The sequence below is a fragment of the Pseudoalteromonas sp. ASV78 genome, assembly GCF_047806705.1.
In the GTDB taxonomy this organism is placed as follows: domain Bacteria; phylum Pseudomonadota; class Gammaproteobacteria; order Enterobacterales; family Alteromonadaceae; genus Pseudoalteromonas; species Pseudoalteromonas prydzensis_A.
In genome coordinates this window covers 1,869,024-1,888,878 of record NZ_JBLOPA010000001.1, presented here as the reverse complement: position 1 = coordinate 1,888,878, position 19,855 = coordinate 1,869,024, and the positions used below count along the sequence as shown (strand labels likewise).

Below are 19,855 nucleotides of genomic sequence, written 5' to 3'. Positions count from 1 at the left end.
TTAATAAAATATTCCAAAAATAACAACTTAAAGGAATTTAAATTGATTTTAGCTAAACTAAAAAAAGTAGCGCTGAAACTAATCTGGGTGAGTTCAGTAGTGGTACTTGTTGCGTGCCAAAGTCAGTCACATCAAGCAACGCTAAAAGAGCAACAAGGCCTATTTTATCAGCAGGTGATGTTAGCCGCGCCAGTGCTACCGGCTGATCTTACTAATACGGCGATGCTGGATCACGTGGTTGCTAATCGTGTTGCGCAATCTGCATATAAAACGGCGAATGAAGTTGATTACAGCGAAACCAACTGGCAGCAGCGTGTTGCCGCTGATTGGCACTATTTTGATATTCCTGCAGCACAAGGTAAGTTATTAGTCATTGATTACCAACAACAAGGTGATCAATTGGCATATCGCTATTTAGCAAATGGCAGCCAAAATGATTTATATGAACCTTGGAGCTCATCTAAAATTCAAGCATTTAGTGGTGCAATCGCAAAAGTACGAGCCACTAATTTTGAGCTGGGCGCACACGCCACAATAGGCAATAGTAATGTCGCTGATTTGATCACCAGCATTAATAGCTATGCGCCTTTTGGCAGTGCTGATGGTAACTCGAATGCGATTGCTAGCTATTTCATAAATGTTGCTGGGCGTGAGTATTTAAGTAATTTATTTGCAGATAGTTGGCTAAAGCTCAATGATTCTCGCATTATGTTTAAAGGTGCGTATGCGACAGAGATTTTTACTCCTAGCAAGACTCGTTGGCAAAGTACTGACAGTGACACTGTTGTTAGCGATATCGCTTATTTTACTGTTAATAGTGATGATCCTGCTTATCTAGGTTATCGCTGTGATGGCTGTGGCTTAACCGGTAATAAAGCGATGACAACGTTAGCCCAGGCTGAATGGTTAAAGCGCTTGGCGAGTCATACGAGAGAGCCTTTAACTCAACAGCCCTTTCTACAAGCAGAAGATATTGATGTACTTTTTAATGGCACTGGGCACACAGATAAAACCGCTAAAGTGGGTGGTATGATGCAAGGGATCAGTCAAATGATCACCCAGTCATTAGCGCAAGTATTAGCGCCTAATGATCCTCGTCCAGCAAAACAGGTCTTGGATGAATTAACGCAAGGGCAATGGCGAGTATGGCAAAAAATCGGCTGGGGCCCGAGCGAAACGCGCTCAACCACAGAAGTTGTGATGTTGGCTCATGTTTATTTACCGTTTATTCAAGGCGGGCGAGAGTTCACCTTAGCGGCACAAAATAATGAGCTAGGCGCAAGTGAAGAGCATCTAGCTGCGGCAGGGTTACAAATGCAGGCTAATTTTACTCATGCATTTAAGCAATTACTGAAAAGCCAATAAACGCAATATCACACAATTTATAAAGTAAATTGATAATAGAGGATTACCCGAATGCGACTAACACTTATCGCCCTGAGTATTTCATTAGCCAGTATTGTTACTATGGCACCCAGTGTGGCTGCGGTTAACATCTGGCAATCAGATGTCATTGGGGTCAATCAATCACAATTAACCCCACAGCACTGGCTCAGCCAAGTGACGGATAAAACGCTGATGAGTGCAGCACAAATCGCGGCATTTAATAAACAATTGATTGCTGAAAATGAACATATTGTTGATCCACTCGATTTTGCCTCACAGCTAACTCGTGAGCAGTTAAAGGCACATATACTCAGTATTAGTGCAGTACCAAAAAGCCCACGTTTTTATCCTAATGGCAGCCCATTAACCGCTCAGCATTTTGCAAAATACCAAGCGAATTTGAATTTAGACGCGCTGGCAGATAACAATCAAGTTAGTTATGGCATGGCGGTAAAACGCTCTGTACTGCGTACGTTTCCAACCTGGGATAGAGTATTAAACAGTGGTTTAGATAAAGACCTTGATCGTTTTCAAGAAAGCGGTTTGTTCCCTGGTGACACCGTTGCTATTTTGCATGAAAGTGCCGATAAACAATGGTTACTGGTGCGTGCTTATAATTATTTAGCTTGGGCACCCAAAGCGGATATTGCGATATCGAATAAAAGTACACTTCGTGAATTTAAAAATAACGATGATTTTTTATTGGTCACTGCTGCTAAAGTTAATACTGCTTATGTGCCTGATGACAGTAGTACATCACAAGTACAATTAGATATGGGAGTGCGCCTGCCTTTAGTTGACTCGCAGCAGGTGCCAAATTTACTTCATGGGCAAAATACTTACGCAAGCTATGTTGTACAATTGCCAACCCGTGATCAGCAAGGTCAGTTAGTGTTAAAACCGGCACTGATTAGTCGCAGTAGTGATGTCAACCTTGGCTATTTACCTTACAACCAACAGCATTTAGTCAAGCAAGGGTTTAAGTTTTTAGGCGAACGTTATGGCTGGGGCCATGATTACAACGGCCGTGATTGCACCGGTTTTGTTGGCGAAATATACAAAACCTTTGGTTTATTAATGCCGCGAAATTCGGGCCAGCAAGGTAAAGGCGAGTACGGTATAAATTATCGTTTTGATAATACCAACTCAGAGCAACAGAAGCTTGCCATAGTAAGTAAAATGCAGGTAGGCGATCTAATTTATATACCAGGTCATGTGATGATGTATTTAGGTGAGCAAGACGGCCAGCCTTATGTCATACATGATGTGAAAGGGCTTGGTTATAATAAGCCTGATGGTAGTTTTTATTCAAGTTCACTTAATGGCGTATCAGTAACGCCTTTATTGCCACTGCGTTTATCGCAGACAAAGAGCTATTTAGACCGCATTTATAACATTAAACGTATTCGCTAGGAGTAAACCATGAAAATTACCGCGATACGGTTTGCTAAACTAAAAGTGCCATTAGTTACGCCATTTAAAACAGCACTGCGTGAAGTGAGCTTTATTGAAGATTTAGTGGTGATCATCGAAACCGATAAAGGTGAAATTGGCTACGGTGCTGCGGCATCGACGCCGGTAATTACCGGCGATACTCACCAAAGTATCCTTAGCGTTATTAAACAATTTATAGCGCCAAAATTGCTTGGTATGGAAATTGAAAACCTTAATCAAATATGCCAAGTGATCCAATCGAGCGTAGTGGCAAACTACAGCGCAAAAGCCGCGCTCGAGCTAGCAGTGTATGACTTGTGGGGAAAATTATACCAAGCACCGTTGTATAAGTTGCTTGGCGGTGGCAGTAAAACCTTACGTACCGACATCACTATTAGTGTGGATAATATCGATAAAATGCTCAGTGATTGTGCCCTGGCAGTGTCACAAGGCTTTGATATTTTAAAAGTAAAAATAGGTAATGATCTACAGCAAGATATCGAACGAGTGAAAGCGATTTATCAGGGATTTGGTCAGCAAACGAAAATTCGCTTGGATGTCAATCAAGGCTGGAATGCCAAGCAAACGGTGTTTGCATTACAGAAACTAGAAAGCCACAATGTTGAATTAGAACTTGTTGAACAACCGGTAAAAAGTGATGATTTTAAAGGCTTAAAATATATCACTGAGCGAGTTAACACGCCAATTATGGCCGACGAAAGTGCCTTTTCGCCACAGCAAGTAATTCAATTATTAGAGCAAAATGCCGTTGATATTATCAATATTAAAGTAATGAAAACCGGAGGCCTAAGTCGTGCTATTGAAATTGCCAATATTACCGCGCAGTATCAAGCTGATTGCATGATCGGTTGCATGTTAGAAGGCAGTATTGCCGTTGCTGGGGCGGCACATTTAGCGTCGGCAAAAGCCCAGCAGATCAGTAAAATAGATTTAGATGGCCCAGCATTGGGTCAATATGATCCGGTGCAAGGCGGCGTGGAATTTAATGGCCCAGCGATCACCTTAAGTGATGGCCCAGGTTTGGGCATTAAAAGTATCGATACCTTACAACCGATCAACGATGGAGTTTGGCCGTTATGAAAAAAATAATAATAACCCTGCTTGCCACCACAGCCCTCGGTGGCTGCGCTAATAGTGAAACGAGTGCGAGCTCGGTGGTTACAAGTGAGACTGTGATCCCAGCGCAGAGCCAACAACTAGTAGTGGTGGTGGCCGATGACTGGCAAGCGATTGGCGCGCAGTTGTATCGATTTGAACGGGTTGCAGGGCAGTGGCAACAACAAGGGCAAAAGCACAGTGTGGTATTAGGGCGCACCGGTTTAGCGTGGGGAATTGGCTTACACCCAGAGCAAGCGGGCGAACAAAAACAAGAAGGCGATGGTAAGGCACCCGCAGGAATTTTTGAACTAGGCAGCGCATTTGGTTATTTAGATTCATTAACTACCAATTTGACCTATCAGGGCATGACTGCCGATGATTACTGTATTGATGTCAAAGGCTCGCCATTTTATAACCAATTGGTTGATAAATCTGTGGTCGGAGAGGCGGCGGTAAAAGGTTCATCGGAGTGGATGCGCCGTGATATTTATAGTCAAGATGACTTGTATAAAAAAGGCTTAGTGGTTAAGCACAATAGTCAAAATATCGATGGTGCAGGCAGTTGTATTTTCATGCACTTATGGCGTGCAGAAAATAAACCAACCGCAGGCTGTACGGCAATGACAGAGCAAAACATGGATACCTTGTTAGCATGGTTAGATGAGCAGAAAAAGCCATTACTCGTGAGTTTACCTGCCTCACAATATCAACAAAAACAATTACTTTGGAAGTTGCCTACCATTAAATAATATGTATGAAGCCCGTTTGTTAGCTGGCTTTATAAAGTAAATAATAAAACTGTTTTCTTTTTATTGAATTAATGGAATAATATATTCCATTAATTGGTTTGAAGTTGGGATAATAAATGAGTGCACAATACACCTTGCTAGATTGGTTCGTGTTCGCAAGCTACGGAGCAATTTTATTACTCAGTGGTTGGTGGTTTAACCGTAAGCGCGCCAATTCAAGTAAAGACTTCTTTTTAGGCGGCAATAGCATGCCGACCTGGATGGTGGCTATTTCAGTGTTAGCGACATCACAATCTGCTGCTACTTTTATTGGTGGGCCCGACCAAGGTTATCAAGGCGACTTATCGTATTTAGCGACTAATATTGGCGCATTTATTGCCGCGTTTATTGTGTCTATTTTTCTGATCCCTAAGTTTTATCAGCAAAAAGTGTATACGGTTTATGAGTTGCTAGAAAAGCGCATCGGCCCTAAAGCAAAACGCCGTAGCGGACTTATGTACTTATTTGGTCGTGTATTTGCTAGTGGCGCCCGTTTGTATATGGCAGCCATTGCAGTGGCAATGATTCTGTATGGCAATATCAATGCAGATAGCGTCATTATTGCCACTTTATTGCTAGCGCTCGCTGGTTTGTTGTATACCGTATTTGGTGGCATTCGCAGCGTAATTTACTCTGATGTGCTGCAAAGTGTGGTGTATGTGAGTGCTGCGATTGCTGTTATCTGGTGTTTATTAACACTGATCCCAGCAGATTTATCGACTATTTTAGCAACCTTAAATGAGCCGACCCCCGGTGCTGATTCAAAATTGGCTATTTTTAAGTTTGATTTAGATTTTGGCCCAAGCGGTGTATTTAATATGGCGTCGGTATTAACCGGCTTTGTATTGCTTAATATCGCTGCTTTTGGTCTTGATCAAGATATGACGCAACGTTTACTGACGTGTAAAAGCGAAAAAGAAGGCAGCAAAGCATTACTACTTTCTATCGTAATGGTTATTCCCGTGATGTTGGTGTTTATCTTTATTGGCTTATTGCTGTATATCGTGTACCAACAGCCAGCATTAATGAACAGTGAGGGCGCGCAAGTCGTGCAAGAGTTTAATGGTGAAAAAATCACTATCTTTATGTATTACGTATTAAATGAAGCGCCAGCAGGGGTAAAAGGGTTAGTTAGCGTGGGCATTATAGCCGCCGCTATATCAACTTTAAACTCAGGGTTAAGCTCTATGTCATCGGTTATTGTGCAGGATTTATATCGCCCCTATTTAGCGGCTAAAAATAAACACGTTGCTGATAATCATTTTGTTAAAGCAGGGCGCGTTGGCATGGCCGTCGTAAGTTTCGCATTAGCAATGATGGCGATTATTTGTTACTTCTGGCAGCAATACAGTGATATGCCACTGTTAAAGTTTGCGCTCAGTGTAATGGTATTTTCATACAGTGGTTTATTAGGTGTGTATTTCACAACGTTATTTACAAATCGGGGTAGTGAAGGCTCAGTACTGGCGGCGTTAATTGTTGGCTTTATGGTAACGCTATTAATGCAGCCTTATATGATTGATTGGCTATTCCCAGCTTCAGCAGAGCGCTTTTATTTAGGCTTTACTTGGCAGCTGTGTATTGGTACTGCGTTATCGACCTTAGTTTGCTGTTTAGGTAAAGCACAGTTAGCTCAACGTGGTCAAACGGCAGTTGGAGCAGAGCAAGCATGAGCCTAGATTATATCCTTGCAATTGATGGCGGGGGCACAAAAACAGTCGCCAAGCTAATTCATTTGCCCAGTGGCCAAGAGTATACCGCTCATGCAGGTGAGGCGTCGATTTACAATGATTTTAATACAGCAATAAGCAGTTTGCAGCAGGTGATCAACAGTGTGTGTGAACAAAGTGGTGCGCAGCATAGTCAAATTTTAGCGGTTATGGGGTTGGCTGGTGGTGCATCGAAAGCCTTAGTTGAGCGAGTCACTGCGACTTTACAGCTTGGCTGTGATATTGAATTTGCACAGCTGATGATTGTCAGTGATGCCATTACTTCATTATATGGTGCTAACCTTGGCCAGCCGGTCGCCATGCTTGCTTTAGGCACGGGCGCCGTAGCCGCGAGATTAACAGCCGCAGGTGACACTAAATTAATCGGTGGTTGGGGTTTCTCAGTCGATGATTTTGGTGGTGGTGCACGCTTAGGGTTAAGTGCAGTACAGCACTTGTTAGATGAAATTGATCGTTTTAACGAGCCTCAAAACCCGTTAACAACACAATTAAGTGAGCAAATTGGCGGTGATCGCGAGCATATTTCCAGCTGGCTATTGAGTGCCAAAGCGGTGGATTATGCACGCTTTAGCCCGCTTATTTTTAGCTTAAAGGATCAATGTTATCTCGCAGATACGGTACTAAGCGAACATGCTCGCCAAGTCGAGCGGTTGATTGAAAAGTGCCGTGCTGATAGTCAATTACCCGTCATTATTATCGGTGGCTTAGCAGATGTAACCATTGCGTTATTAAATGAACATATACAACAAAATTTATCTCCCCGTCGAGGGGATTCATTAGTTGGTGCGGTGATTTTAGCCACCGACCTAGTTAAACAAATTGACCACAAAAGGATTACGCGATGAGCCCTGAGTATGTTTTTAACCAGCAGCGCGCGCTTTTAGAAGAACTGAACGGAATTGTCTCAGAAGGACAAAATCTGGACACCTTAGATATTGATTTACTCGATAGTACTGAGATATTAACTAAAATTAATACTGAAGATCAAAAGGTTGCAGAAGCAGTAAGGTTAGTGATCCCAGAGATAGCCAAAGCGGTTGATCATATCGTGACAGCGTTTAAACAAGGTGGCCGACTTATTTATATTGGTGCCGGCACCAGTGGTCGCTTAGGTATTTTAGATGCGGTTGAATGTGCGCCCACTTACAGCGTCAGTGATCAACAAGTAATGGGAATAATTGCTGGTGGCGAAACGGCTTTTAAAAAAGCGGTGGAAGGCGCCGAAGATAGCTTAACACTCGGTGTTGAAGATCTTAAGGCTGTTAAGCTACAAGCAAAAGATGTTGTGGTAGGGATTGCCGCCAGTGGCCGTACCCCTTATGTGCGCGCTGCTATTGATTACGCTAAATCAGTGGGCTGTACCACTGTGGGTGTGACCTGTAACCCAGACTCGGCGGTTATGAAACTACCTGATATCGGTATTTGCCCGGTAGTTGGCGCTGAAGCGGTTACTGGTTCAACGCGCATGAAATCGGGCACAGCGCAAAAATTAGTATTAAATATGCTCAGTACCGCCAGTATGATCCGCACCGGTAAAGTGTATAAAAACTTGATGGTTGATGTGAATGCCAGCAATGAAAAGCTGCATGCCCGTGCTATTCGTATCGTTATGCAAGCAACCGATTGCACTCATCAACAAGGCGTTGCAGCTCTTGCCCAAGCCAAGCAAAGTGCCAAGTTAGCTATTTTAATTATTTTAACAGGTAAAGATGCCGCGCAAGCTGAGCAAATGTTAAACCAAGCCGATGGCTTTTTACGTAAAGCGGTGGAGCTCTAAATGTTGATCAGAATATTGGTTATTTTACAGTGTTTAATGTTGAGTGCATGCGCTCAACATAGCGCTGCGGATAGTAGTTCAGTAGATACTACGATGAGTGTTGGTGCAGTACAGTACCAGCAGTACTTGCCTCAACTTGAGGGCAAACGCGTTGGCTTAGTGGTTAATCAAACTTCACAAGTTGATGGCATTCACATCGTTGATTTATTGCGTGATAAAGGCGTAAATGTGACTAAAATATTTGCTCCTGAGCATGGCTTTCGTGGCGATCATGATGCGGGCGCCCATGTAAAAAGCACAGTTGATGCAAAAACGGGTATCGATGTGGTGTCTATTTACGGCAGTAATAAAAAGCCCGATGCGGCAGTATTAAGCGAATTAGATGTCATTATTTTTGATATCCAAGATGTTGGCGTGCGCTTTTATACTTATATCAGCTCCATGCATTATATGATGGAAGCCGCGGCGCAAAACAACCTTGAATTTATCGTACTGGATAGACCAAACCCGAATATTGCCTATGTTGACGGCCCAGTTTTAGATTTAAAATTTCAGTCCTTCGTTGGCATGCATGAAATCCCCGTACTACATGGTATGACAGTGGGCGAGTTGGCTAAAATGATTAAGGGCGAAGCGTGGATAGATCAAGCTGCTGCACTTAATTTAACGGTTGTACCTGTGGCGCATTATCGCCGCGATATGACCTATAGTTTACCTGTTCAGCCAAGCCCTAATTTACCAAATGATCAGTCAATTGCACTTTATCCGTCACTGTGTTTTTTTGAAGCAACGCCAATTACTATTGGTCGTGGCACAGACTTTCCATTTCAAGTCGTTGGCTATTCACCTACACCGCTAGGGGAGTTTAGTTTTACTCCTCGTGCGATTAAAGGCGCGTCTATGAACCCTAAGTTTAAAGGGGTTGCAGTGCAAGGCTTAGATCTACGTGACAGCGCAATAAAGGGGCTCGACTTACGCTTATTTATTAGCGCCTACAAAACGTTATCGCAAAACGAGCAAACGTTCTTTGAACGTGCAGACTTTATGGATAAACTGGCGGGCACAGACAAGCTGCGTTTAGCCATTGAAGCAGGGCAGTCTGAGCAGCAAATTAAACAAAGCTGGCAGCAAGATTTAGCACGCTTTAAACAGCAACGTGCGCCATATCTGTTATATCAATAAGTATTGTTTATTTATCAACTTCAAAACGCAGCTTAGGCTGCGTTTTTAGTTTTAAATCAATGTTGTGTGGTGGAATATTTGTAGCAGCGAGTTCACCTCGCGACAATGACGTTAACCCTTTGCGGATAAATCCGTGACCTACAGTTTAACTTTGCTACGAGCAGAGATAAAAGTAAACAAGGTATTGGTATGCCTCGAGTTAATAGTTTTTAAAAAGGGCATTAAAAAAGGCCACAATTGTGGCCTTACCATGGATGGGGAAATAAGCGCCCATTGAGCACTTACTTTAATCCATTAGATTAAAACTTAAAGTTAACTGATAACTGTAAGCTACGTGGATTGTAGTAGCTACGCGATTCGCCAAACTTCTCATCAAGTACATACGGGTTTTTGTTATAACCGGTTTGACGATTAAATACATTGAAGAGATCAGCACGAAATTGTAGTTCCATATCACCAGAGAACGTAAAGTCTTGCGTATAGTTTAAGTCAAGTTGCCAATGGCTAGCAGTGCGACGACTACCTGCAGACTCTGCATAGCGGCTAATATGGCTTGTAGGGTAGCCGTATGTTGTGCCATCCCATGCTTCCCATGCTTTACCTGATTGGAATACGAAGTATGCCCCTAAGTTAGCTTGCCAAGGAAGAGTATAGTAACCGTATACTTTTAACAGGTGAGGTTTATCACCTGAGAGTGTGCCATAGCGATTATCCCAAGAGTAACGACCACGACCATCGCCATAGTAAGATGAACCAATAAAGTTATTCGCATCATTGCTTGTTGTGGTGTTATCTTGGTCAAAGTTACCGTAGTAATGACTCCATACATATGAGGCATTAACATAGCTGTTTTCGCCCATGTATTCAGCTTCTAGGCTGGCTTCCCAGTATTTGGTTTCGCCGCCATCAACCTCGGCAATAACATAAGATGAACCACCAATTTCGTCACGAATATCAGCTAAGTTAGCTACATATAAGCCTTTATCTGCAATGTGTTGCGGTACACCTTCAGCATCAACAGTTGAGTAATCAGTTAGGCGCGCATTGTTTGGCATATCCTCCCAAAAGTGCATGCCTTTACGATGACGAACATGGGCACGTAATACTAAGTCAGAACCAACATACTTAGTGGTTCCGATAGTAAATTCGTTAATACGACGTGGTTTCATATCATCTTGGAATATTTTACCAGACGAACCATTTCTAGGTGAAGATGATAAAATATTACCGGCTTCATCTAGTAATAACTCAATTTCGGCACGGGTATTGCGATCCCATGATGCTGCGCGAGATAATGAACTTGCTTCAGGATTATAAATCGCAAAGTTTGCAAATACGGAATCCTCGTCAGAATAAGTCCATGTTGCACCTAAACGAGGTTGTAGCATATCTTTCCAGTCTGTTTGATACATTTTGTACTTGTGACCTGGGGCAACTTCATAACCAGAAATAGTACCCGATTTAGCTTTTAAGCCTTGACCATACCAAGTGTCTTGGCTGATCAGCAACCCTAAGTTATAAGTCCAATCACCCACTTCAATGGTATCGTTAATTTCAAAGTTTAGGCTGCGTGTTTCAGAGTTAATGCCCGTAACAGGCGCGCCATCAGCCGTAGCTAAACTCATTTGTTGGACACGAGCTCGATAGATAGCATTTGCAGGATCAAAACCATCAGTGTTTGCATCCGCATCAACTAAGCCACCAATGTATGCAATTGAACCCCAACCGTTAGAGAGTCTGGTTAGTTGCTCTTCGCCTTCTTCCCATTTCGCGCCAAAATGAAGTGTGTGATATGCATCACCCCAGCTAAGTTCATGCTCTAAACTAACTTCAAATGAATCACGATAAAAGTTTTGATTGTCATAAGTAGCGAATGCACCAACACCACCACTGCCTTTCATCACACCGTCTTCAAGATAGCCATAGGTATTAATTAATGCCGTTGCGCCAGCATTATAGGCGGCAATTTGCGCTTCGCTGAATCCTTCATCTGGATCATAATCCCTTAAGCTTGGCACTGAAAAATAACCCATTTGCGCTAAGTTATTAATATCAAGCTGACTCGATAAAGAGGGGACGACACTTAATGGCGTATCAGGCTGTGAGCCAGTTTCTAATTCAAACTTACTATATTGGAACGAAAGTGTGGTTGCTGATCCTAAGATCCATGAACCATCTAAAGTAAAGATATCTTGATCAGCTTTACTACCGACCGATACAGTGTCCATCTCGTAAGCCGCAATCGAATCGCCTTTCACTTCTTTATCTGAGGTACGTTGCGAGATATTTATCAAAATATCATCAGTTGGTGCCCAGGTTAATTTAGCAAAGTATTCGTCGCGGATACTCTCATAATCTTTTACTTCGCCATAGGCTGTGTTTTTGTTTGCTTTGGTCTCTTCAGGACGGTAATAAGAGGTGTAAAAATATAATGTATCTTCAATAAGTGGACCGCTTAAACTGGCGGTTAACCAATTTTTATCAAGCTCAAAGCTCTCTTCACCGACTGGCGTTGCAACAAAGGTTTTTGGTTGTATTTTGTATTCTATATTACCGTGGAATTCATCCGTACCAGATTTTGATACTGTGTCAATTGAAAAGCCACCAGAACGGTTAAAGCCGACCGCTTTTGCACCGCCACGATCCATAGTAACAAAGGCAACATCGTGTGTTGATGGCTCTGAAGCTAAGTTTCCATACATCGGCAATGACACATTAACACCATCAAAGCCATACGAGTTATCAACACCTGAGCCACCCGCTGATGGGCCCAACGTTGAATTTGCCGAAAGTTCTATACCAGGGACAAGCTTCAAAAGGTCTCGGTAATCTTGACCTACAGGGACATTATTAATTCCCTCTTCACCTAATGAGTTTGTGAGTGCTGATTTACCTTGTCGAAACAGTTTACTACCTGTCACTGTAATTACTTCAACATTATCTTTTTTACCGCCAAGTACAACATTAGCACTTGAGGTTTGCTCTAGCAGCACATCAACAGTTATTGTTTGTGTAACGCCGCTGCTGTCTTCAAAGGTCAGCTCGTAAGTGCCAGGCTTTAGCTGTGGTAAATCGTATGAGCCGTCTTCTTTAGTTGCTACGGTACGTGCTTTTGGCATGACGTTACTACGAGCTGTGACAGTAATACCCGCTAGTGATTGGTTTGCTTGCTCGGTTTTTACCTTGCCTTTAATGCTACCGTTTAAATTCGCGAATGCAGGAGCACTTGCCAGCGAGGCCGCTATTATAGCGGTGGTTATTGCAGTTTTAGGAACCCTCAGAGCGCGGTGTGTGGCCTGCGCTAACGAGCTTATAGTGAAGGTTGGTACATGTTTTTTCATTGTTTTCCCCGTCCTTATTATAATTAGCTTATCGCTCTGAGCTTTGTTGATTTCCCAAACAGAGTTATAAACTTTAATCAATTGTTGCCACTCTATTAAACAGATGTTGTCATTAATGGTCAAGAATAAATTTTTCCTTATTTTTGCTGTATGTATAAATAAAATATATAAAAACTGGTTTTGTTATATTTTTTGCCAATATAAGCACAAGGCTGGGGGAGTGTTTTTCGGTTTTTGGTGCAGTTTATTATTTTTAATATATTGAAATAAAAAGCTTTTGTTTTTTATTACTAAAAAGGGAGTATTTTTGGTTGATTTGGAACAATACCGCTGTAGTGACAATAATAATTATTTTTTATGAACTAAAAAATTTTGTTTAGCATGGAATAAAGAAATAATTTATAAATTTGCAGGCGAGTGATAGGTAATTATTGCATGGCTTTTATAACAACAAAGGCCACAATTGTGGCCTTAATGCTTTACGATGTAGTGCGTTAGTGATTTCTAAATTCACCTACAACATCGTTTGAATGTTCTAATAATTTACGTCCTTGGCGGCTTGACTGCGTTAGGGCGATAAATAGAATATCAATAACAAAGTCTTGTGCGGTACGGGCAAGTATCGATGATAGCCGTACTGACTCTTCTTCGGCTACAGAGTACAGCCTAACATTAGCTTGATCAGCAACAGGGTTACTCCCAAATTTAGTGACTGAGATCACATAACTGTCGTTCTTTTTAGCTTGCTTTACTACCTCAGCAATTTCTCTGGTGACACCCGATTCACTGATCGCAATTACTAAATCGCCTTTAGCGAAGGTCGATACATAAGCTAGTTGTGCATGACCATCGGGTTCAGCAATGGCTGGCATACCTAACTTTTGCAACTTATAAGAGAAATCTTTAGCCACTAGAGCTGAGCCGCCTAAACCACAAATCAAAATTCGTTTGGCTGACTTTAATAAACTGACTGCTTGCTCAATTGCGGCAGCTTCATTGAGATTTTTTGTTTCAGTCAGCACGGCCAGCTTACTGCTGAGTAGCTTTTCAGCAATTTGTTCTAAAGAATCGTTTAACGTAATTTTTCCGTGTAGCTTGGGTTCTGACGTTTCATCATTGAGCGCATCAATAACTGCCAGTTTAAAAGCAGGAAAACCTTTATAACCCAGCTTTTGCGAAAATTTCACAACACTCGACTGGCTTACACCCACCACTTTGGCCAGCTCTACGGATGAGAGGTTGCGAATAGCATTAGCGGAGTTCAAGGTGAAGTCTGCTAGTTTGGCTTCGCTGCTCGACAGAGACTGACGTAAGGCTTTAATTTTTACAAATGTAGACATACTACTCGCTTATTTTTATATTTGGCGTATTTATAGCATTAATCGAAATAAGTTTGTACTCAATGTGGGTTCGAATGTAACCGTCTTTGTTTTACTCTTGTGCCTATGCGTACAAAGCAAATAAATTATTCGTAATGAACGATATTATGTTTTGGAATATTCTTCAAGAATAATTGGAATAATATAATTTTAATTAGCTAAATTTACAACAACCAATACCACTAAGTAATCGATTTTTAAGGGGAGTGAACTCGCTACGTCTTAATTGGAGATAAAATATCTCTTTCCTGCAAATGATAGCAAATAAATTATTTACAAGCTGCTTCACTATGATAATGTTTAGGCTACATTTTGTTGTGCATACTAAAATGACAACACTACGACTATATTTATTTGCTTATGAAATGCACTTATCACTGTTAGTGATCCTCTTGTTGGTGTTTACGCTAAGCAATCAGTAATGAGAAAGTTATGACGTTTTTATCTTGGTTTAGAAAACTTAGTTTAACTGCTGCAACTGTGCTGTTAGTTAGTTGCGCTTCAACTACGTATGAATTTACCCAATCAGCTAATTATAGTCACCGTGTTAAGTTTTTGGTGATGCATTACACCGCTATTGATTATGAAAAATCAATGCGTGTGCTGGTGGAAGAGGGCGGGTTGAGTGCTCATTACTTATTGCCAGAGTCGAATGATGCCAGCTATCCAGAAGAGCAGTTAAAAGTAATTCAACTGGTTGATGAACATGATAGAGCGTGGCATGCAGGGCGAAGCTATTGGCAAGGTCGTGAAGAGTTAAACGATCAATCAATTGGTATTGAAATAGTAAATGTACCAAGCTGTCACTACCCTGAAATAAAAGCTGATGTGCAGATGGAAAATGACGCTGCAAAATTGTGTATTTTCCCGGATTATGACGCTAAACAAATGGCGTTATTGATTGAACTCAGTAAAGGTATTTTGGCGCGCAATCCTGACATTGGCCCTACTCAGGTGGTAGGCCACTCAGATATAGCGCCGACGCGTAAAAACGATCCGGGTCCGCGTTTTCCATGGTATCAACTATATCAGGCTGGTATTGGTGCATGGTATGACAGTGATACAGTTGATAAGTATTGGCAGCAATTTAGCTTAGTAAAACCGTCTGTTGGTTTAATGCAAACAGCGCTACGTGGTTATGGCTATGATGTACAAGCGACTAATCAACTTGACCCACAAACCCTTGATACGTTAAGTGCCTTTCAAATGCACTTTTTACCTTGGCATGTAAGTGGTAATGCAGATGCACGCAGTGCTGCGGTATTGTTTGCTTTAATGGAAAAATATTTTCCGAAAAAAGCCGCAAAGTTAATGCAGCAATATCAACAACAGCAAACTGCACCTGAGCAAGTTGTTGAACCACTGGCTAATGCACAAGTAGTACTGCACATACCAAATCCTAATCCTAGTTCTCGCAGCTTGGTTAACGATCGCGGTACGTTTAAAGCGTATAAAGGCCGAGGCCAAATCATTATTGAAAATAACACTGCAAGCAGCGCTGATATTTTTATTAATGGTGAAAAAATAAATATTGCTCAACCATTTACTGCTAATAAAGTGTACGAATATAGCTTATCTAAACGTACTCATAATGGCAGCAATACCTTTAAAGTTGAGAATGTGCAACCTGAAGGGGCAAGCTTAACATTACGCTTTCCTTATCCAACACTTGCAACTAAGCCTTTAAAATCAAATGTGTTTAGTCACGTTGATGAGCTGATCAACGAAGAGGTGGCGGCGGGATTTCCTGGTGCCGTATTGGCAGTGATCAAAGATGGTCAACTAGTAAAATTAAGCCACTATGGCGATGCAAAAAAATACCAAGCCGATGGCTCATTATTAGCGCAGCCGCAGCAGATGAAAAGCGATACGTTATTTGATATCGCCTCTAATTCAAAAATGTTTGCCACTAACTTAGCGTTAATGAAATTAGCCAGTGAAGGTAAAGTTGATGTAGAAAAACCATTGTTTTATTACTTACCAGAATTTAGAGGAGCAGGACGCGAGCAGCGTTTAGTTAAAGATTTATTGACCCACAGCGCAGGCTACCCAGCGGTGGTGGATTTTCATCGTAAAGATAATAAATTTGGCGAGCGGTTTTTTTCACAAAATAGTTTACGCACTAAAAACTTATTACTAACCGGCGTGCCATTTGTAGCTGGTCGTAACGTTAAACATTTATATTCAGACGTAGATTACATGTTACTCGGCGTGTTAGTTGAGCGACTCTGCGGCCAGTCGCTTGATAACTACGTAGAAGGACAAATTTATCAGCCGCTTGGTTTAACCCGTACAATGTATAATCCATTGCAAAAAGGCATTACTAAAAATCAAATTGCCGCCACAGAACTGCAAGGTAACACCCGAGGTGGACGAATTAATTTTGATAACGTACGCACTGATGTTTTACAAGGGCAAGTACACGACGAAAAAGCGTTTTATGCCTTAGGTGGCGTAGCCGGTCACGCAGGGTTATTTAGTACTGGGCAAGATTTAAGTGTGCTTGCGCAACTGTTATTAAATCGCGGTGGCTATGGCGATAAACAACTATTTACCCCGCAAGTACTTGAGCAATTTATTGCACCACAAGCAAGTGATGAAAGCTATGGTTTAGGCTGGCGTCGTGCCGGTAATGGTGCGTTACAATGGCATTTTGGCCCATACGCAAGCTCGCAAGCGTATGGCCATACTGGTTGGACTGGCACCGTAACAGTGATTGATCCTGCGTATGATTTAGCCATTGTTTTGCTAACCAATACACGCCACACACCAATAGAAGGCAGTGAAAAACATTATGAATTTGTGGGTAAAAAATTCGAGACCGGAAAATATGGCTCAATTATTTCACTGATTTATGAAGCAATACTAAATAAGCCTTGAGCAGAAAAGGTAGTGCTCAGCTTGTCGCTGATCGATTTAAGTTGTGTTTATAACTGAACTGATTAAGCTAATGGGTTTGTTCTAACCTTCGTGCTGAAGGTAAAATAATTATAACAGCGGCACAGTCGCTACTAAAAAGGTCATTGTATGTCTTGGTATTCAATTTTACCGCCGTTGATAGCGATATTGATCGTATTTTGGCGTAAAGAAGTAATAATGGCGCTACTTGTCGCAGTTGCTTCTTCTGAGTTTTTGTTAGCACTGCAAGGTGATGGCAACACGCTGTTTAATACGTTTATAAATACCATTGAACGCGTAGTGAGTGTCGCAAGCTCACCGGGAAATAGTCGTATCCTCATTTTTAGTATCTTGATTGGTGCGTTGCTTGCCTACATTCGTGAATCGGGTGGTGTTGCAGCGACTGTTAATATGTTGATGAACAAAGGCGTAGCAAAAAGTAAACGCCAAGTGGGCTATTTAACCATGTTCTCGGGTATTGCGGTATTTATTGAATCTAACTTAAGTGTACTTACTGCGGGGATTTTATCCCGTGGTTTATTCGATAAATTTAAAATGAGCCGCGCGCGGCTAGCCTACATTATCGATAGTACCAGTGCCCCAGTATGTATCTTAATTTTACTTAACGGTTGGGGTGCGTACGTACTTGGCTTATTAGGTAACTATGAAATGTCTGAATCGGCAGTCTCAGTGTTATGGGGCAGTATCGGTTATAACTTCTACGCAATCATTACCTTGTTGATTGTGTTTTATACCATCTCATTTGATAAAGTGCACGGCCCGCTTAAAAAGGCTGAGGAACAACTAGAGCATCAAAAAACGGAGCTGCAAGAAGAAGTAAAAGGCACCAAAGCGCGTTATATGTTAGTGCCGCTTATTACTTTAATTGGCAGCATGGTTGGCTTTATGTATTGGTCGGGCGATGGTGATATTGCCAGCGGCAGCGGCTCTAAGTCAGTATTGTACGCCACTATTTTAGCTTGTGTTGTCGCTTACTTATTAATGGTAAGCTCTCGTCAATTTACGCACCATAAATTGGTTGATATCGGTTTTAAAGGCATGGGTGAGCTTTTACCATTAGTGGCGATTGTATTACTCTCATTGACGCTTGGCGCTAGCTTAAAAGACTTAGGCACAGGTGTATTTGTGGCAGGATTAGTAGGTGATTACTTACCTATTTACTTAGTGGTGCCAGTGTTGTTTGTAACCGGCGCGGTGATCTCTTTCACCACAGGGACATCGTGGGGCACATTTGCTATTTTAATCCCGATTGGCGTGCCATTAATTCAAGCGCTGGGTTTACCACCATCTTTAGTGATTGCAGCTATTTTAGGTGGCGGCGTATTTGGCGATCATTGCTCGCCAATATCAGATACCAGTGCAGTATCAGCCATTGCCTCGGGCTGTGACTTACTTACTCACGTTAAAACGCAAATGCCCTATGCATTATTCGCTGGTGGCTTAACCTTTGTAGCTTACCTAGTTACGAGCATTATTGTTTTGTAGAGAGTTAGCGAGAGTAAAGCTAGCGAGAGTAAAGTTAGTAAGAAAGCCTGCAAATTTAGCAGGCTTTTTTATTGCTGGATTAACTTTTTATATTTGGCTGGGGTTATTTGCAAAATGGCGTTGAACTCATTGTTTAGGTGAGATTGATCGGCAAACCCGCACTCAAGGGCGAGTTGTGCCAAGCTTAGCTGTGGGTGGTCTTTTATAAGTTGTTTCGCCTGCCTAGCTCTGTAAATGCGTGCTAAGTGCTTGGCGGTGATGCCACAAGTGTTTTTAACGTAACGCTCTAACTGCCTCTTGCCTTTTGGGCTATGGTCGTAGGCTGTATTGAGTGGGGTAAGATTGATTATTTTATGGATCAGCTTTTGTGTGTGCTCAATAGCCTGATGGTGTATTTTTGGTGCATTGAGATGCGCCGACAACAAATCAATAAATGAATCTAAATTAGCGTGTTGAGCAAGCGCCTGTGCAATACCCGTTAAGGTTGCAGGCGCAACAAGTGAATGATTAACCTTTTGTAAGTGAGCAAGCCCCGCTGGTTTAAACCTGATCCCACAAAAAACGGTACCTGCAGTAAACGACACTTTTTCTGACTGGGTTGATATGGTTTGCATAAAGTAGGGAGGCTGTAATGCTCTGCCAGCTAAATTAAGCTGCCCAGAAATTAAAAATATAACGCCTTTCGCGCCATCGCAGGGAAGCCAACTCTCTCCTGAAAATTGAGCATTAGCAAACCAAATTGCTTGCACATAATCGGCTATACCGCCCGTGGGGTGATAAAGCTCAAGTAATAATTTATCGTTCATTAAACTCGACTGTAGGTTTAAACATTTTGACTATACGATTCCAACTATTTATAGCATTAATAGCCACGGTTAGGGTAACTAAACTTCGTTGATCAAATAACTCGGCAAGCGCAAGATAAAAGTCATCATCAATGCTCTGCGACAATGTCAACTTCTCGCAAAGGGCTAATGCGGCACGCTCTTTGTCGTTATAAAGCGGCGTATCTTGCCATGCACTGAGGGCAATGATGCGATTAATGTTCTCCCCATAATCTAACGCTTGTGCGCTATGCATTGCCAAACAATAAGCACATTGATTTAATTGTGACGCTCTTAATTTTACTAGCTCCCAAATTGTCACCCCAAAGCTTGCCTCGACTTTTTGTTTGATCAGTGCTTCTTGATCAATCAAGTAGGTCATTAACTCGGGTTCGATATTAAAGTAATTTGCTCTTTTCATGATCGTTCCTAGTAGATAAAAAACTAATACTTAGTTTGCCTATTGATAAAGCAAAATAATTGGAAAAAAG

The 19,855-nt window shown here is 41.8% G+C and carries 14 protein-coding genes; 10 read left to right on the top strand and 4 right to left on the bottom strand.

Annotated elements, in window-relative coordinates; genetic code table 11:
- The first annotated feature begins 42 nt into the window (after positions 1-42).
- The 8 genes from ACMVDV_RS08625 to ACMVDV_RS08590 all read left to right on the top strand — a co-directional run bounded on the left by ACMVDV_RS08625 (position 43) and on the right by ACMVDV_RS08590 (position 9,416).
- Positions 43-1,365: a hypothetical protein gene (locus ACMVDV_RS08625; RefSeq protein ID WP_416157834.1), complete on the top strand. Its 1,323-nt coding sequence runs from the start codon at positions 43-45 to the stop codon at positions 1,363-1,365.
- Between the two features lie 51 nt (positions 1,366-1,416).
- Positions 1,417-2,799: an NlpC/P60 family protein gene (locus tag ACMVDV_RS08620; RefSeq protein WP_416157833.1), complete on the top strand. Its 1,383-nt coding sequence runs from the start codon at positions 1,417-1,419 to the stop codon at positions 2,797-2,799.
- Between the two features lie 9 nt (positions 2,800-2,808).
- Complete coding sequence (locus ACMVDV_RS08615; protein WP_416157832.1) at positions 2,809-3,921, top strand: mandelate racemase/muconate lactonizing enzyme family protein; 1,113 nt, start codon at positions 2,809-2,811, stop codon at positions 3,919-3,921.
- Complete coding sequence (locus ACMVDV_RS08610; protein ID WP_416157831.1) at positions 3,918-4,688, top strand: hypothetical protein; 771 nt, start codon at positions 3,918-3,920, stop codon at positions 4,686-4,688. The genes ACMVDV_RS08615 and ACMVDV_RS08610 overlap by 4 nt, the downstream gene beginning before the upstream one ends.
- 116 nt (positions 4,689-4,804) lie before the next feature.
- Positions 4,805-6,400: a sodium:solute symporter gene (locus ACMVDV_RS08605; protein ID WP_416157830.1), complete on the top strand. Its 1,596-nt coding sequence runs from the start codon at positions 4,805-4,807 to the stop codon at positions 6,398-6,400.
- The gene (locus ACMVDV_RS08600) at positions 6,397-7,302 is read left to right on the top strand and encodes a BadF/BadG/BcrA/BcrD ATPase family protein (protein WP_416157829.1); all 906 of its coding nucleotides are present in this window, start codon (positions 6,397-6,399) and stop codon (positions 7,300-7,302) included. The genes ACMVDV_RS08605 and ACMVDV_RS08600 overlap by 4 nt, the downstream gene beginning before the upstream one ends.
- Positions 7,299-8,234 (top strand): N-acetylmuramic acid 6-phosphate etherase, encoded by a 936-nt coding sequence (gene murQ, locus ACMVDV_RS08595; protein ID WP_416157828.1) that lies wholly within the window; start codon positions 7,299-7,301, stop codon positions 8,232-8,234. The genes ACMVDV_RS08600 and murQ overlap by 4 nt, the downstream gene beginning before the upstream one ends.
- 36 nt (positions 8,235-8,270) lie before the next feature.
- Positions 8,271-9,416, top strand: coding sequence for an exo-beta-N-acetylmuramidase NamZ domain-containing protein (locus tag ACMVDV_RS08590; RefSeq protein ID WP_416159071.1), 1,146 nt, complete (start codon positions 8,271-8,273; stop codon positions 9,414-9,416).
- 299 nt (positions 9,417-9,715) lie between these two features.
- On the opposite strand, the gene ACMVDV_RS08585 is transcribed toward ACMVDV_RS08590, so the two are convergent.
- Together ACMVDV_RS08585 and ACMVDV_RS08580 are read right to left on the bottom strand one after the other, a co-directional pair.
- Entirely contained in the window at positions 9,716-12,757 is a 3,042-nt protein-coding gene (locus tag ACMVDV_RS08585; RefSeq protein ID WP_416157827.1) for a carboxypeptidase regulatory-like domain-containing protein, read from the bottom strand.
- 494 nt (positions 12,758-13,251) lie between these two features.
- Positions 13,252-14,097 (bottom strand): MurR/RpiR family transcriptional regulator, encoded by an 846-nt coding sequence (locus ACMVDV_RS08580; RefSeq protein ID WP_192540493.1) that lies wholly within the window; start codon positions 14,095-14,097, stop codon positions 13,252-13,254.
- Between the two features lie 471 nt (positions 14,098-14,568).
- Between ACMVDV_RS08580 and pbp4b the strand changes: the two genes are divergently transcribed.
- Positions 14,569-17,016 (top strand): penicillin binding protein PBP4B, encoded by a 2,448-nt coding sequence (gene pbp4b / locus ACMVDV_RS08575; protein WP_416157826.1) that lies wholly within the window; start codon positions 14,569-14,571, stop codon positions 17,014-17,016.
- Positions 17,017-17,163: 147 nt separating this feature from the next.
- Positions 17,164-18,540 (top strand): Na+/H+ antiporter NhaC family protein, encoded by a 1,377-nt coding sequence (locus ACMVDV_RS08570; protein WP_304180766.1) that lies wholly within the window; start codon positions 17,164-17,166, stop codon positions 18,538-18,540.
- Between the two features lie 68 nt (positions 18,541-18,608).
- Here the strand turns inward: ACMVDV_RS08570 and ACMVDV_RS08565 are convergent, their stop codons facing one another.
- Together ACMVDV_RS08565 and ACMVDV_RS08560 are read right to left on the bottom strand one after the other, a co-directional pair.
- On the bottom strand, positions 18,609-19,346 hold the full coding sequence (locus tag ACMVDV_RS08565; RefSeq protein ID WP_416157825.1) for a helix-turn-helix domain-containing protein: 738 nt from the start codon (positions 19,344-19,346) through the stop codon (positions 18,609-18,611).
- Positions 19,336-19,785: a carboxymuconolactone decarboxylase family protein gene (locus ACMVDV_RS08560; protein WP_416157824.1), complete on the bottom strand. Its 450-nt coding sequence runs from the start codon at positions 19,783-19,785 to the stop codon at positions 19,336-19,338. Before ACMVDV_RS08560 ends, ACMVDV_RS08565 begins: the two co-directional genes overlap by 11 nt.
- Positions 19,786-19,855 lie beyond the last annotated feature (70 nt).

What these genes read in the sequence shown, in the direction of transcription:
- ACMVDV_RS08620 (WP_416157833.1), top strand. Translation starts at nt 1,417, where the DNA reads ATGCGACTAACACTTATCGCCCTGAGTATTTCATTAGCCAGTATTGTT.
- ACMVDV_RS08615 (WP_416157832.1), top strand. Translation starts at nt 2,809, where the DNA reads ATGAAAATTACCGCGATACGGTTTGCTAAACTAAAAGTGCCATTAGTT.
- ACMVDV_RS08610 (WP_416157831.1), top strand. Translation starts at nt 3,918, where the DNA reads ATGAAAAAAATAATAATAACCCTGCTTGCCACCACAGCCCTCGGTGGC.
- ACMVDV_RS08605 (WP_416157830.1), top strand. Translation starts at nt 4,805, where the DNA reads ATGAGTGCACAATACACCTTGCTAGATTGGTTCGTGTTCGCAAGCTAC.
- ACMVDV_RS08600 (WP_416157829.1), top strand. Translation starts at nt 6,397, where the DNA reads ATGAGCCTAGATTATATCCTTGCAATTGATGGCGGGGGCACAAAAACA.
- murQ (WP_416157828.1), top strand. Translation starts at nt 7,299, where the DNA reads ATGAGCCCTGAGTATGTTTTTAACCAGCAGCGCGCGCTTTTAGAAGAA.
- ACMVDV_RS08590 (WP_416159071.1), top strand. Translation starts at nt 8,271, where the DNA reads ATGTTGAGTGCATGCGCTCAACATAGCGCTGCGGATAGTAGTTCAGTA.
- ACMVDV_RS08585 (WP_416157827.1), bottom strand. Translation starts at nt 12,757, where the DNA reads ATGAAAAAACATGTACCAACCTTCACTATAAGCTCGTTAGCGCAGGCC.
- ACMVDV_RS08580 (WP_192540493.1), bottom strand. Translation starts at nt 14,097, where the DNA reads ATGTCTACATTTGTAAAAATTAAAGCCTTACGTCAGTCTCTGTCGAGC.
- pbp4b (WP_416157826.1), top strand. Translation starts at nt 14,569, where the DNA reads ATGACGTTTTTATCTTGGTTTAGAAAACTTAGTTTAACTGCTGCAACT.
- ACMVDV_RS08570 (WP_304180766.1), top strand. Translation starts at nt 17,164, where the DNA reads ATGTCTTGGTATTCAATTTTACCGCCGTTGATAGCGATATTGATCGTA.
- ACMVDV_RS08565 (WP_416157825.1), bottom strand. Translation starts at nt 19,346, where the DNA reads ATGAACGATAAATTATTACTTGAGCTTTATCACCCCACGGGCGGTATA.
- ACMVDV_RS08560 (WP_416157824.1), bottom strand. Translation starts at nt 19,785, where the DNA reads ATGAAAAGAGCAAATTACTTTAATATCGAACCCGAGTTAATGACCTAC.